This window comes from Martelella mediterranea DSM 17316, from assembly GCF_002043005.1.
Classification (GTDB): Bacteria; Pseudomonadota; Alphaproteobacteria; order Rhizobiales; family Rhizobiaceae; genus Martelella; species Martelella mediterranea.
In genome coordinates, this window is the sequence record NZ_CP020330.1 from 1538757 (window position 1) to 1552936 (window position 14180).

Here is a 14180-nt window from a genome sequence, read left to right on the forward strand (position 1 = left end):
CCGCTCCTATTTCCAGCCCAGCAGAAGGGCGCCCTGATAGAAGGCGAAAGCCACCAGCCACGCATAGACCAGCGAAACGATCAGCGAGAACACCATGAACAGCGTCGAGCGGCTTTCCGCCCGCACGGTCGCGACCGTCGTCAGGCAGGGCGTGTAGAGCAGGCAGAACAGGCAGAAGGAATAGGCCGCCGCCGGCGACACGGTGGTCGCGATCTGGTGGGCGACGAGGCCGGAGGACATGGCGTAGATGGTCGACAGCGAGCCGATCACCACCTCCTTGGCGATGAAGCCGAAGATCAGCGCCAGCGTCAGATAGGGATTGATGCCGATCGGTGCCATGACCGGCTGCAGCAGTTCGCCGAGCTTTCCGCCCCAGGTGTCGAGCCCGGTGGCGTTGGTCGGGAAATTGGTGAGGAACCAGACGGCGACCGTGCCGATGACGATGAAGTTCGTCGCCCGATGCAGGAATTCCCTGAGTTCGCCATAACCCCGAAGCCAGACCTGGCGGAGCGTCGGCACGCGGTAGGGCGGCAGTTCAAGCACGAACGGCTCCGTGTTCTTGAACTGCTTCGAGCGCGAGAAGATCGCGGCGGCGATAAACGCGGCGACGAAGGAGATGACGTAGAAGGAGAACAGCACCAGCGGCCCCTGCGCCGGCGGGAAGACCGCCGCGATGATGAACACGAACACCGCAAGCCGCGCCGAACAGAGCGAGAAGGGGATGATCAGCATGGTCAGCAGCCGGAGCGGCTGCGATCGCATCACCCGCGTTCCCATCAGCGCCGGCACGTTGCAGCCGAAGCCCATCATCTGCATCACGAAGGAACGCCCGTCGAGGCCGATGCGGCGCATCCACGTGTCCATCAGATAGGCGGCGCGGGAGAGGTAGCCGCTGTCTTCCACCGCCGCCATGCAGAAGAAGAACAGCATGATCAGCGGCACGAAGGAGGCGACGGTGGCGACGCCGAGCCAGATGCCGTTGATGACGAAATTCTGCAGCCAGCTCGGTCCAAGGCCGAGCACCGGATCGAGGATGCGGTTCTGGATCCAGTCGGTGATGGCGCCGACCCAGTCCTGCGAGGGCAGGCCGATGGTCCAGACGATGTAGAAGACAAACAGCATCACCGCGAAGAACAGCGGCAGGCCGAAGACGGGGTGCAGCAGGAAGCGATCGAGCTTCTGCGTCATCGTGACCGGCGGGTTCTCGGGATAGACGACGGCGCCGGACAGCGTTTCGGCCAGCGTCTCCTCGCTCATCAGCGTAGCGCGCAATTCTTCATAGTCTGCAAGAACAGGGGCCATGTCGACGCGCGCGGCGAGGGCGGCATCGACGCTGGCGATCGCTTCGGGATAGCCCTCGCCATATTTCGCGCTGATCAGGTGGACGGGCAGGCCGAGCCGCGCCGACAGCGCTTCGGTGTCGATGACGATGCCGTTCTTGCGGGCCTCGTCCGCCATATTCAGCATCACGACGGCCGGCAGGCCAAGCTGCCTGACCTGAAGCGGCATCAGGATCTGCCGGTCGATCTGGCTGGCGTTGATGACGATGATGACAAGGTCGACCGGGTAGGTCTTCAGAAAGTCGGCGACGACCGTCTCATCCTCGGAAAAGCCCTCCAGGTCGTAAATCCCGGGAAGGTCGACGAATTCCAGTTCGCGGCCGGAGAGCTTCACCCGCGCATTGGACAGCGAAACCGTGATCCCCGGCCAGTTGCCGACATAGGCGCTCGCGCCGGTGATGCGGTTATAAAGCATCGACTTGCCGGTATTCGGCTGGCCGATCATGGCGATGCGCGGAATGTCGTTGCGGTCGAAATTGGCGTCAGCGGGTGCGCAATGGCTCATCGAAAATCCCGTTCCCGATCGGGCAGGCGGAGGGCCTTGCCCGGCGTTTTCATTTCAGCGACTGACCCGTGAGCCTTTGCGGCCTCTGTCGGTATTGAGGCCCGCGTCGATGGCGCGGGCCGGATTGTTTTCAGATCTTGCGAACCTTGACGAGTTCGGCTTCGGAACGACGAATGGCGATTTCGGTCGCCTTGCCGGCGCGCACAACCAAAGGGCCGCCGAACCAGCCGCGACGCACCATGGAAACCTGATGGCTGTTGGAAAGCCCGAGCGCCCTGAGGCGCACGGAAAGTCCGTTTTCGAACTGTCCGGCCTCGACGATCTCGACAATGCCGCTCTCGCCGGGCTGGAGGCTTTCCAGCGAGACGATGCGACCTTCGAGCGCTGTTTCAATGACCGGATCGTCCATGACTATTCGGCTCCGCCGATCCTGGAGATTTCCTGGTCGATGAAATAGAGCGCGTGCGGGCCTTCGCCGATCAGGTCGATCTTGGCAAGGATGTCGGAGAACTGGGTCTCCTCCTCGCGCTGCTCACGCACGAACCATTGCAGGAATTCGAAGGTGGCGTGGTCGCCTTCCTCTTCGGCGCGCGTTGTGGCGGCGTAGATGTTGCGGGTCACCTTCTTCTCGGTTTCGAGAATCGCCGCAAACAGCTCGCGCGGGGTCTGCGCCTGGATTTCCGGGGCCTGCATGTCGGCGATTTTCACCGCGAAGTCCAGGTCAAAGAGATAGGCCAGAAACCGGCGCATATGATCCAGCTCCTCGGTCGCCTGCGCCAGAAGAAAGGCCTGGCAACCGGCCATATTGCGCTGGTTGCACCAGGCGGCAGCCTGGAAATAGAAGCGGGCGGCTTCCATTTCGCCATTCAATAGCTCGTTGAGCTGTGGCGCGAGCGCTCCCGAATTGGTGACTGTCATGGGGTTTCCTTTCCTGCGATGGGGTATTTGTGGCACACGTTCAGCTTGTAATCAATATACATGACTAAAATCTGAAGCTTTTATCAAGGCGCTGTAATTTCGTCAGAAACGGCAAAGCACGGATCGAAGCTGGATGATTAAAGTGCGTTTAAACTTACATTTATGCCGGGTTTACGCCAGCGACCAGCCGGGTCAGGCGGGTAACGCTATCCGCCCAAACTGCGGATGAAAAAAGGCCGGGTGGAAAAATACACCCGGCCTCTGCAAAGTTGATCTTCTGAAATTGGCCGGACGCGCACGAAGGCACGGTGGCGCAATGGGCCGACGGAATGGCGATTCCCGTCCCGATCCGCCTGGCGTCACAATCTGTAGGCGCGTTTGACCAGATTGTAGGTGAGGTCGCGGGCGACTTCCGGCGCCTCGTCCTCGTCCAGCCGGCCGGTGGTCACCAGCGTCGCCAGATAGGCGCAGTCGACGCGGCGGGCAACATCATGGCGGGCGGGGATCGAGCAGAAGGCGCGGGTATCGTCGTTGAAGCCGACGGTGTTGTAGAAGCCAGCCGTCTCGGTCGTCATCTCGCGGTAGCGGCGCATGCCCTCCGGGCTGTCATGGAACCACCATGCCGGACCGAGCTTCAGCGAGGGATAGGCGCCGGCAAGCGGCGCGAGTTCGCGGGTGTAGACGGTCTCGTCCAGCGTGAACAGGATGATGCTGAGCGCCGGGTCCATGCCGACGGCGTTCAGCAGCGGGCGCAGCGCCTCGACATAGCTGGTCTGGACCGGAATATCGAAGCCGACATTGCGTCCGTGCCGGGCCATCATCGTGCTGGAATGGTTGCGGAAGGAGCCGGGGTGGATCTGCAGAACCAGTCCATCCTCGATGCTCATCCGGGCCATCTCGGTCAGCATATGGCCGCGGAAGGCGTCCGCTTCATCCGCGCTGCACGCGCCCTTCAGCGCCTTTTCAAACAGCGCGGTGGCTTCGGCCTTCGGCAGGTCCTCGGTGCGGGCGGTGGCGTGGCCGTGATCGGTGCTGGTCGCGCCGAATTTCCTGAAATAGGCCCGCCGCATGCGATGGGCGTCGAGATACTGGTCGTAGTTCGTGGTATCGAGCCCGGTGATCGCGCCGAGTTTTTCCACATTTTCGGCAAAGCCCTCGAAATCGGGATCAACCACCGGGTCGGGGCGATAGGCGGTGATCACGCGCCCGCCGGTCCAGCCGCTTTCGCGGATTTGCCGATGCCATTTCAGATCGTCGAGCGGGTCTTCGGTGGTTGCGATCACCTCGATGTTGAACCGCTCGAACAGGGCGCGCGGGCGGAATTCCGGTCGCTTCAGGCAATCGTCGATGTGATCGTAGAATTCATCCGCCGTGTCGGGTCCCAGCCGCTTGGTCAGGCCGAAGACATGCTCGAAGGCGTGTTCCAGCCAGCCCCGGCTGGGCGTGCCCCGGAACAGGTAGAAATTTTCCGCGAACAGTCGCCAGATCGCCCGGCTGTCGGTCTCGCTCGTCCCGCCGTCGATGCGGGCAACGCCGAGTTTTTCCGGCGGAATGCCCTGCGAGCACAGCATGCGGAAAACGTAGTGGTCGGGCACCACGAACAGTTGCGCGGGATCCGGAAACGGTTCGTTTTCGGCATACCAGCGCGGATCGGTATGACCGTGCGGGCTGATGATCGGCAGCCTGCTCACTTCGCGATAAAGCGCGCGCGCCAGGTCCCGCGCCTTCGGTTCCAGCGGGAAAAGCCGGTCAGTGTCAAGCATTTGCGGCTCCTTGGCCCATTGCAATTCGTCTTAAAACTAATATGTTAGTATGCAAGAATTGTCAACGGAGGCCGCATGGTGGCCAATATCGAGCAGCCCCGGCAGACGGTGACCGACCTGATCTATGACAGGCTCTACCGCCAGGTCATCGAGAACGAGCTACCGCCCGGCACGAAGCTTTCGGAAGCCGAGGTCGCGCGCACGCTCGGCGTGTCGCGCCAGCCGGTGCGCGATGCCTTTTACCGGCTGTCGCAGCAGGGTTTTCTGCTGGTGCGGCCGCAGCGCGCCACGCTCGTCGCGCCCATTTCGGTGGAGGCGGTGATGCAGGCGCTGTTCATCCGCACGGCGCTGGAGGTGGCGACCGTTATGGCCGCCGCGGAGCAGGGAACGGACGAGGATTTCGACAGGCTCGACGCATTGCTCGAGGAGCAAGGCAGGGCGGTGCAAGCCGATGACCGGATGGGCTTCCATCGTCTCGATGACGAACTTCACCGCCAGATCTGCGCGCTGGCTGGCCATGAATACGCCTGGACGCTGATCCGCGAGCATAAGGCCCATATGGATCGCATTCGTCTCCTCTCGCTGTCCTTCACCGCCCATGATGCGCTTGCCGAGCACCGCGCCATCGTCGGCGCGATCAAGGCGCGGGACGCCGATGCCGCCGTTGCGGCCATTCGCCATCACCTTTCCCGGATCGCCGGCAGCATCACGCGCATCCACCAGACCAATCCCGGTTTCTTCGATCAGGAACAGATATGAAAAACATTCTCAGCATCGGCGAATGCATGGTCGAGATGGCTCCGCGCGCCGATGGCGCCTATACGCGCGGCTTCGCCGGCGACACGTTCAACGCCGCCTGGTATCTGGCGAAGCTTTTGCCCGAAGGCGCCACGGTCGACTATTTCACCGCCGTCGGCACGGATGCCGTCTCCGGCGAGATGCTCGATTTCATGGAGCGGTCAGGCGTCGGAACCGGCTGCATCCGCCGGATCGAGGAGCGCACGGTCGGCCTCTACATGATCGCGCTGAAGGATGGCGAACGCTCGTTTTCCTACTGGCGCGGTCAGTCCGCCGCCAAACGGCTCGCCGCCGATCGCGCGGCGCTTGAGGCGGCCGTGCGGGGCAGGGACCTTGTCCTGTTTTCCGGCATCACCATGGCGATTGTCGACGAGGCCGATCGCGGCACGCTGCTGGACGTGCTTGCCGAGGCGCGAAAGGTAGGCGCGGTGATCGCCTTCGATCCCAATATGCGCCTCCGTCTCTGGCCCTCGCGCGCGGCGATGGCGGAGACCATCATGCAGGCCGCGGCGATCAGCGACATGGTGCTGCCTTCGTTTGACGAGGATGGCTCGGTGTTCGGCGACGACACTCCTGAGGCGACGATCGCCCGCTATCGCGCGCGCAGCGCGGAGACGGTGGTGGTCAAGAACGGCGTCGATATGATTCATGCCCGGTCCGGAACGGAGGGCGCGATCAGCTTCCAGCCGACGCCGGCCGAAAACGTGGTCGACACCACGGCGGCGGGCGACAGCTTCAATGCCGGTTTGATCGCGGCGCTGGCGCGGGGCGAAAGCCTTGTCGATGCCATCGCCCGGGCCGCGGCTCTTTCTTCCCGCGTCATTGCAGCGCGCGGCGCGCTCGTGGACGACGCGGTTGGGTGAGCGGCGGGTCTGCGTTCAGGTGGCCGCCTTTACGGGACCTTGGCCGCCGTCACCTCGACCTCGACCAGAAACTCGGCGCGGGTGAAGCCGGAGACGATCAGCAGCGTGGAGACGGGCAGGGGATCGGAAATGAACCGGTCGCGCACGTCCATATAGGCGGGGAAATCCTCGCGCATCGTCACATAGCCATTGATGCGGATCACGTCCTCGAAGCCCATATCGGCCTCCGCGAGGATCTTGCCGATCGCCTCGAAACAGAGCTCGGCCTGTCCCTTGACCGAACGCGGGATCACCTCGTCCGCGCCGATGCCGAGTTGGCCGGAGGTGACCAGCAGCCCCGCGCCGGGCGGCACGTAAAGCCCGTGGCTGTAATTTCCGAAGGGTTTGCGCACGCCGTTAGGGTTGATGCTCTTTTTCATGAAACCGCCTCCGAGACCTGCCATGAGCCGTTATTGTACTGATGCCCGACCGTCAGGCCGGGCATGCGATCTTTCGTCATCCGCGCCGCCGAACGGCCATGCGCGTCGCGCTCCAATGTAGCGGTTTCGCGGGGAATTTTAAGCCGTGTAGCCGCGTATCCCCTTGATTTCCAGAAAATCTTCCATGCCCCAGTCGGCAAACTCTCGGCCATTGCCGGATTGCTTATAGCCGCCGAAGGGAATGGCGGTGTCCCAGTCCGGATCGTTGATCGTGACATTGCCGGCGCGAAGCCGCGCCGCGACCTTGCGGGCATGGTCGAGATCGCTGGACTGGACATAGGCGGCAAGGCCAAAGGGCGTGTCGTTGGCGATCGCGATCGCCTCCTCCTCGCTCTGATAGGACAGCACCGACAGCACCGGGCCGAAGACTTCCTCGCGGGCAATCGTCATGGCGTTGTCGACATGGCCGAAAACGGTGGGTTTTACGTAGTAGCCGTGATTGATGCCATCCGGGCGGCCGGGGCCGCCGACGGCAACGGTCGCGCCCTCGGATATCGCCGTTTCGATAAGCCCCTGGATCTTGTCATATTGCTGGCGGCTGACGACCGGGCCGAGATCGGTGTCTTCCGCGCGCGGATCGCCAACCTTGAGCGTGAGCGCCGCCTTTCTGGCAATCTCCAGCGCTTCGTCACGCCTTGCGGCGGGCACGAGCATGCGCGTCGGCGCGTCGCAGGACTGGCCGGAATTCTGGAAGCAGGAGCGCACGCCGCCGGCCACCGCCTTTTCGAAATCGGCATCCTCCAGCACGATGTTCGGCGATTTGCCGCCAAGCTCCTGGCAGACGCGCTTGACCGTGTCCGCGGCGGTCTTCGCGACGATGATGCCGGCCCGGGTGGAGCCGGTGAAGGAGACCATGTCGACTTCTTTGTGGCCGGCCATGACCTGGCCGACATCCGGGCCGGTGCCGTTGACGAGATTGAAGACGCCGGGCGGAACGCCGGCCTCCTCCATGATCTCGGCGAAGATGATGGCCGAGAGCGGCGCGATTTCGGAGGGCTTCAGCACCACGGTGCAGCCGGTGGCGAGCGCCGGGGCGACCTTGGCCGCGATCTGGTTCAGCGGCCAGTTCCACGGCGTGATCAGGGCGCAGACGCCGATCGGCTCACGCACGATCAGCCCCTTGTTGCGCTCCTCGGAGAACTCGAAATTCTCCAGCGCCTTGCGGGTGTTGCTGATATGGGAAGCGCCGACGGGAACCTGGGCGCTGCGCGCGAGCTTCAGCGGCGCGCCCATTTCGCTCATGACAGCCTCGACCAGATCGTCGGCGCGCGCCCGGTAGCATTCCAGCACCCGTTCCATAAGCGCCAGGCGCTCCTCGCGCGTGGTGAGCGAGAAGCTCTCGAAGGCGCGCCGCGCGGCAGCCACCGCCTTGTCGACATCCGATGCCTGTCCGAGCGCGATCGCGGTGACGACCTCCTCGGTCGCCGGATTGATGACGTCGAGCGTTTCCCGCCCGTCCGGTTCGACCCAGGCGCCGTCGATGAAGAATTTTCTGTGGTGGGACATCGGTATCTCCGTAAATTGCGTGCTGCGCCATCGCGCCGTCTATAGCGCATAAATGTGTTGAAGGTCACGGCTCGGCAAGCGCCGCCTCCTCAACTTTCTCCGGGATCTTTCGGCAATTGCCAGTCGATCGGCTCGATGCCCTGTTCGAGCAGGAACTGGTTGGCCTTGGAAAACGGGCGGCTGCCGAAAAAGCCGTTATGGGCGGAAAGCGGCGAGGGGTGCGGGGATTTCAGCACCAGATGCCGGCTTCTATCGACAAAGCTCGCCTTCTTCTGGGCATAGGCGCCCCACAGGATGAACACGACATGCGGGCACTCGTCGTTCACGACGCGGATCACGGCGTCGGTGAACTCCTCCCAGCCCTTGCCGCGATGGGAGGCGGCGGCGGCCTGGCGCACGGTCAGCACCGAGTTCAAAAGCAATACGCCCTGCTTCGCCCAATGCTCCAGAAAGCCGTGATCGACCTTCTGAAATCCGACATCGGCGGCCAGCTCCTTGTAGATATTGACCAGCGAGGGCGGCGTGCGCACGCCCGGACGCACTGAAAAGCAGAGCCCGTGCGCCTGTCCCGGCCCGTGATAGGGATCCTGCCCGAGAATGACGACCTTCACCCGCTCGAGCGGGGTCAGATCGAGCGCGCGAAAATATTCCTCGCCTTTGGGAAAGACGACCTGCCCGTTTTTCTTCTCATCGACAAGAAAGGATCTGAGGCCCGCCATGTAGGCGCTTTCGAATTCCGGTTGAAGCTTTTCCTTCCAGCCCGGCTCGAGTTTGATTTCGCCCATGCTTCGCTATCTCCCGTTGGTGTCCTGCCTGCGACAATTGTCGCACTTGTATAGCAACGGCGCCTCACCAATTCCAATAGAGGCAGAAGGAGGCCCCGACATGCAAACCACAGCTTTTGTTGCAACGATATTCGACGGCAAGTCCAACCCGAACAAGGTGACCGTCGCCTTCACCATGGCGCTCAACGCGCTTAAGAAGGGGCACAGCGCCACGATCATCCTGATGGTCGAGGCCGTGGAACTGGGCAAGCCCGGTGCGACCGACGGCATCGATATCGGCGCGCCGTTCGAGCCGGTGTCCGACCTGCTTGAGAAATACCGCGCGGCCGGCGGCAAGATCGCGATCTGTGGCGCCTGCATGAAGCATAACGGCATGAGCGCGGAAGAGATGGACCCCGCCTACGAGATCATCACCGCGCCCGACGTCATTGATCTTCTGATGAACGCCGAGGGATCGCTGCAAATCACCTGAGGGGGTGCGGCATCCGCAAACGCGAGCCTGCGCGACAGGGGACCTGCCGCCAGCGCCGGCAAATAAAGTCGCGGGCGGCGACGTTCCGGCGTTGACCGGCGCTTTGGCACAGGCCAAACTGCCGGGCGTGATCACATCGCGCCAAGAACAATCCTGACAGGGGGTTTCGAAATGCTCAACTTCAAGACAACGGTGTTCGCCACCGCGGCGATCGCCGCTTTTGCCGGCTTTGCCGCACCGGTCGTCGCCCAGGACACCAAGACCGTCGCCATCACCTATATCGTCGAACACCCCGCCCTTGACGCCGTGCGCGAAGGCATTGTCGAGAGCCTTGCCGAAAAGGGCTACAAGGAAGGCGAGAACCTGAAGGTCGTCGCTCGCTCCGCCCAGGGCAACATGACCACGCAGAGCCAGATCGCCGATGAATTCGCCGGCATCGCGCCGGACGTCGCGGTCGGCATTTCGACGCCATCGGCCCAGGCGCTGAAGAATTCCATGGGCGACACCCCCGTCGTCTTCGCCGCCGTCACCGACCCCGTCGCCGCCGGCCTGATCGAGAACCCTGAAAAGCCGGAATCCAACATCACCGGCACCTCCGACAAGCAGCCGCCGAAGCCGGCGCTGGAGCTGATCCAGAAGCTCGTTCCGGACGTCAAGACCATCGGCGTGATCTACAATCCGGGCGAAGCCAACTCGGTCGTGCAGGTCGATGACATCAAGGCTGGCGCCGCCGAACTCGGCCTGACCGTCGTCGAAAGCCCCGCCGCCCAGTCCACCATGGTGCCGGATGCGGCCCGCAACCTCGTCGGCAAGGCCGACGCCATCCTGCTGCCGACCGACAATTCGGTGATCTCGGTTCTGGAAGCGATCGTGACCGTTGGCGAGCGCGCCAAGCTGCCCGTCTTCACCACCGACACCGATTCCGTCGAGCGCGGCGCGGTCGCGGCCCTCGGCTTCAACTATGCCGAAATGGGCACGGTCACCGGCGATATGATCGCCCAGATCCTTGAAGGCACGCCCGTCGCCGATATTCCGGTCGTCGTTCCCGGCAATCAGGACCTGTTCCTGAACCTCAAGGCGGCCAAGGCCATGGGCATCGAGGTTCCGGCCGACGTCGTTGACAGCGCCAAGAAGGTCATCGAGTAAACATGACGCTTTTCGCACTTGCCGGCGCGTTTGAGACCGGCCTGCTCTTCGCCCTCGTGGCGTTGAGCATCTTCATGTCATTCCGCGTTCTGGACTTTCCGGACCTGACGGTGGATGGGAGTTTTCCCCTTGGCGCGGCGGTTTCCGCCGCCGCCATCATCCACGGCATCGATCCCTTCATCGCGACGTTTTTCGGCCTGATGGCGGGTGCGGCCGCCGGCTTCGTCACCGGTCTCCTGAATGTCCGCTTCGGCATCATGAACCTGCTTGCCGGCATCCTGTCGATGGTGGCGCTGTTTTCGATCAATCTTCGGATCATGGGACGGCCGAACCTGCCGGTCTATGGCCAGGACACGGTTTTTTCCCGCTTCGAAGACCTCGTGGGCGCGGGGCTCTGGAGCAACACGATCCTGCTGCTGATCATCGCCATCGGCGCCAAATTCATTATCGACTGGTTCCTGAAGACCGAAATCGGCCTCGGCCTGCGCGCCTCGGGCGAAAACCCGGCCATGGCGGAAGCCCAGGGCATCCGCAACGGCGCGATGACGCTGCTCGGCATGTCGATCGCCAATGCGCTCTGCGCGCTCGCGGGCTCGCTGTTTGCGCAGATGCAGGGGGTGGCGGACGTCACCATGGGCGTCGGCACCATCGTCACCGGCCTTGCGGCGCTGATCATCGGCGAGGCCATTCTCGGCCGTCGCACCGTGTTTCTGGCAACGCTCGGCTGCGTCATCGGCGCGGTCGTCTACCGCCTGTTCATCGCCTTTGCGCTGTCGGCGGGCTTCATCGGCATCAAGCCGCAGGACCTGAACCTGATCACCGCCATTGTCGTCGCTGTCGCCGTGGTGCTGTCCCAGAGCCGCGGCAAGAAGGGGCGCAAGTCGATGTTCAATTTTCGCCTCGTGCGCGGCGCGCAGCAACCGGATGAGGGGCAGGACTGATGCTGAAACTTTCCGACATCCACATCACCTTCAATGCCGGAACCGCGACTGAAGTGCGGGCACTGCGCGGTATCTCGCTCGATATCGCCGAGGGCGAGTTCGTCACGGTGATCGGCTCCAATGGCGCCGGCAAATCGACGCTGCTGTCGACCGTTGTCGGCACGGCAAAGCCCGATACCGGTTCCATCCATCTCGCAGGCAATGATGTTACCAACTGGCCGGCAGCCAGGCGCGCAAGCCTTGTCGGCCGGGTGTTTCAGGAGCCGCGTCTCGGCACCTGCTCATCGCTGTCGATCGAGGAGAATCTGGCGCTCGCCGCCGCGCGCGGCAAGAAGCGGGGTCTGGGCCTGGCGCTTGGCAAACGCGGCCAGAAGAAGCTTTTCGCCGAACATCTGGAAAAGCTCGGCCTCGGCCTCGAGCACCGCATGGCAACGCCGATCGGCGCGCTGTCGGGCGGCCAGCGCCAGGCCGTCAGCCTGCTGATGGCGACGCTGCTGCCGATGAAGATCCTGGTTCTCGACGAACATACCGCCGCGCTGGACCCCTCGGCCGCCCACAAGGTGCTGACGCTTTCGGCCGAGATCGCCGGCGAAAGCCGGCTGACGACGCTGATGGTGACCCATTCGATGAAGGATGCGCTGGCCTATGGCTCCCGCACCCTGATGATGAATGCCGGCCAGATCGTACTCGACATTGCCGGCGAGGAGCGCTCGAAGCTGAAGGTCTCGGACCTGCTAGAGCGATTTGGCCGCGCGGCCGGTACCGAGATCGACGACGATCAGTTGATGCTGACCTGATCAGCCGCCGCTATAAAGCGACAGCGCCCAGACCTTCGCCGACCGGACGTCGCCGTGGCGGAGCCGCATGGAATGGATCGGATCGAAGCCGGCGATGCGCTTGGTGCCGGTCCAGCGGCCATTATCGGCAAAAACTTCGACCGAACCGATATCGAGGAACACCCGGATATGGCTCGGCTTCGCGCCGGGCGCGATATAGCGCGGCGTCGGGTTTTCGGCATCGTCGCGGTAGACCAGGCTCAGGCCTTCCTCATCCAGCGTAATCACGATCTCGATATTGTTGTGATAGAGATCAAGCTCGAAGCTCGGGCCATCGAGATCGATCACGATTTCGGCCTGACCGGTTTCGAGGCTCACCAGTTCTCCGGCCGCAAGCGCGGTTTCATCAACCAGATGGTCGCGCAGGCTTTCCACGCCCTCGATCGGCGGCGTCAGAAGCGTGTCGTCGGCGGCGTCGTAGACGAGGTTGCGCGGCAGCGTCATTGCGGTCGGGAAATCGATTTCGGGGGCGGCATCGGCCCAGTTTGCGAGCCAGCCGATGCCCACAGGCGTGCCCTGGTCGAGAAAGGCCTGGAAGGCGTAATTGTCGGTGACGAAATCGAGTTCCTGCTCGAAATGCGGCGTGAATGTCGTCCCGTCGAATTTGCCGACGGTCGCTGTGGTCAGGTTTTTGCGGCCGGTTTCCTCGTGATGGCTGTGCATCAGGCCGCAGATCAGCACCCAATGGGTGGAAGGATCGCCCGCCGGACCGTCAAGCGGCAGCAGGCAGGGACATTCGATCACCTGCGTGTTGAACCGGCCCTCCGAATGCAGCACCGAGACGAATTCCCAGCCGCCGGCCGCCGTCACGTCGGCGGTCTGGTAGAGCAGGACGACGCCTTCCTCGCCCTTGCGGCTGCCGAGCAGCATCTTCCAGTAGCCGTCCGGCCCGCGGAAGACGTAAGGATCGCGGAAATCGAGGGTCAGGCCCTCAAGCTCGGGCCGTTTGTCGATCAGCGGCTTGGCCGCGCCGGCGAAGATCAGCGATTGCGAGGTCGCCACCATCTGGATTTCGCGCTCGGGATCGCGCTCGATAACGCTTTCGGTGAAGAACACGCGGACGCCGGCGGAGTTTTCCAGCGGAATGGCGGAGCCGGAGAAGGCGCCGCCGCGCTTGTCCGGCTTGGCGGTCAGCTCCTCGGAGGGAAACAGGAAGATCGGCAGATGCCGCCAGTGCAGGAAATCCTCCGAGACCGCATGGCCCCAATGCATCGTGTTCCATTTCAGTCCGTGCGAATAATGCTGGTAGAACAGATGCGCCGAGCCGTTGAACCGCCCGAAGCCGTTCGGATCGTTCATCCAGCCGAAAGGCGGACGGAAGTGATAGGAGCCGGGCGCGGGCGCCGGCGCATTGGCGGCATGGGTGCGTAAGACGGTGATGCCTTCTTCCAGCACCTTGGCATCGGTGAACCAGTAGGCGACCGAAATCGTGGTCGTTTCGGGATCATAGGCGCATTCGAGTTCACCGCCATGGGGAACGAAGAACATCCGGAATTCGTATTCCTCGGAATTCTGCACGTAAACATTGCCGAAGACATTGTCGTTCAGGGAAAGCCGCAATTCTGCTGGCGCATGCGGGTGCACGGCCTTCAACCAGACATGAAGCACGGCATTGACCGGCACATTGCCGCGCAGCTTGCGAAGGCGGGTTTCGTCGGCGGTGGTCAATTCGTGCATGCTCAATCGGCTCCGTTCAAGCGCTACCGGAATACCCAACGCTCTGCCGCGCGGAACAGCCCGGAATGACAGATATGCGCATCGTGACGAAAACCGGCTGCACGCATGCGCTATCCCGCAGGCCCGAAGCGCTGCAGGATAGCTTTAGACC

Annotated in this window: 14 protein-coding genes; 6 read left to right on the forward strand and 8 right to left on the reverse strand. The window is 63.1% G+C overall.

The annotated features are described in order from the left end of the window. Positions 1 to 6 precede the first annotated feature (6 nt). From feoB to uxaC, 4 genes are all read right to left on the reverse strand, one after another. Positions 7 to 1845 carry a ferrous iron transport protein B gene (gene feoB / locus Mame_RS07085; protein WP_018065023.1) on the reverse strand — a complete coding sequence of 613 codons (1839 nt, stop codon included), beginning with the start codon at positions 1843 to 1845 and terminating at the stop codon, positions 7 to 9. Positions 1846 to 1975: 130 nt separating this feature from the next. Next, positions 1976 to 2254: a FeoA family protein gene (locus Mame_RS07090; RefSeq protein WP_018065024.1), complete on the reverse strand. Its 279-nt coding sequence runs from the start codon at positions 2252 to 2254 to the stop codon at positions 1976 to 1978. Between the two features lie 2 nt (positions 2255 to 2256). Beyond that, positions 2257 to 2763, reverse strand: a complete 507-nt coding sequence (locus Mame_RS07095; RefSeq protein ID WP_018065025.1) for a ferritin — start codon at positions 2761 to 2763, stop codon at positions 2257 to 2259. A gap of 359 nt (positions 2764 to 3122) precedes the next feature. Further along, the gene (gene uxaC / locus Mame_RS07100; protein WP_018065026.1) at positions 3123 to 4526 is read right to left on the reverse strand and encodes a glucuronate isomerase; all 1404 of its coding nucleotides are present in this window, start codon (positions 4524 to 4526) and stop codon (positions 3123 to 3125) included. Positions 4527 to 4601: 75 nt separating this feature from the next. On the opposite strand from uxaC, the gene Mame_RS07105 reads away from it, so the two are divergent. Both Mame_RS07105 and Mame_RS07110 read left to right on the forward strand, forming a co-directional pair. Then, positions 4602 to 5285, forward strand: coding sequence for a GntR family transcriptional regulator (locus Mame_RS07105; RefSeq protein ID WP_018065027.1), 684 nt, complete (start codon positions 4602 to 4604; stop codon positions 5283 to 5285). Next, positions 5282 to 6187, forward strand: coding sequence for a sugar kinase (locus tag Mame_RS07110; protein ID WP_018065028.1), 906 nt, complete (start codon positions 5282 to 5284; stop codon positions 6185 to 6187). Before Mame_RS07105 ends, Mame_RS07110 begins: the two co-directional genes overlap by 4 nt. A 29-nt stretch (positions 6188 to 6216) precedes the next feature. On the opposite strand, the gene Mame_RS07115 is transcribed toward Mame_RS07110, so the two are convergent. The 3 genes from Mame_RS07115 to ung all read right to left on the reverse strand — a co-directional run bounded on the left by Mame_RS07115 (position 6217) and on the right by ung (position 8957). Continuing rightward, positions 6217 to 6606 carry a RidA family protein gene (locus Mame_RS07115; RefSeq protein WP_018065029.1) on the reverse strand — a complete coding sequence of 130 codons (390 nt, stop codon included), beginning with the start codon at positions 6604 to 6606 and terminating at the stop codon, positions 6217 to 6219. Positions 6607 to 6744: 138 nt separating this feature from the next. Beyond that, positions 6745 to 8172: an aldehyde dehydrogenase family protein gene (locus tag Mame_RS07120; RefSeq protein ID WP_018065031.1), complete on the reverse strand. Its 1428-nt coding sequence runs from the start codon at positions 8170 to 8172 to the stop codon at positions 6745 to 6747. A gap of 89 nt (positions 8173 to 8261) precedes the next feature. After that, positions 8262 to 8957: a uracil-DNA glycosylase gene (gene ung / locus Mame_RS07125; RefSeq protein ID WP_018065032.1), complete on the reverse strand. Its 696-nt coding sequence runs from the start codon at positions 8955 to 8957 to the stop codon at positions 8262 to 8264. Positions 8958 to 9057: 100 nt separating this feature from the next. Here ung and Mame_RS07130 point away from each other — a divergent pair, with 100 nt between their 5' ends. The 4 genes from Mame_RS07130 to Mame_RS07145 all read left to right on the forward strand — a co-directional run bounded on the left by Mame_RS07130 (position 9058) and on the right by Mame_RS07145 (position 12313). Next, the gene (locus Mame_RS07130; protein ID WP_018065033.1) at positions 9058 to 9429 is read left to right on the forward strand and encodes a DsrE family protein; all 372 of its coding nucleotides are present in this window, start codon (positions 9058 to 9060) and stop codon (positions 9427 to 9429) included. A gap of 171 nt (positions 9430 to 9600) precedes the next feature. Then, on the forward strand, positions 9601 to 10575 hold the full coding sequence (locus Mame_RS07135; RefSeq protein ID WP_018065034.1) for an ABC transporter substrate-binding protein: 975 nt from the start codon (positions 9601 to 9603) through the stop codon (positions 10573 to 10575). Positions 10576 to 10577: 2 nt separating this feature from the next. Next, positions 10578 to 11516, forward strand: coding sequence for an ABC transporter permease (locus Mame_RS07140; RefSeq protein ID WP_018065035.1), 939 nt, complete (start codon positions 10578 to 10580; stop codon positions 11514 to 11516). Next, on the forward strand, positions 11516 to 12313 hold the full coding sequence (locus Mame_RS07145; protein WP_018065036.1) for an ABC transporter ATP-binding protein: 798 nt from the start codon (positions 11516 to 11518) through the stop codon (positions 12311 to 12313). The genes Mame_RS07140 and Mame_RS07145 overlap by 1 nt, the downstream gene beginning before the upstream one ends. Here Mame_RS07145 and Mame_RS07150 read toward each other — a convergent pair whose 3' ends face one another. Further along, positions 12314 to 14029 carry a GH32 C-terminal domain-containing protein gene (locus Mame_RS07150; protein ID WP_018065037.1) on the reverse strand — a complete coding sequence of 572 codons (1716 nt, stop codon included), beginning with the start codon at positions 14027 to 14029 and terminating at the stop codon, positions 12314 to 12316. Between the last annotated feature and the right edge of the window lie 151 nt (positions 14030 to 14180).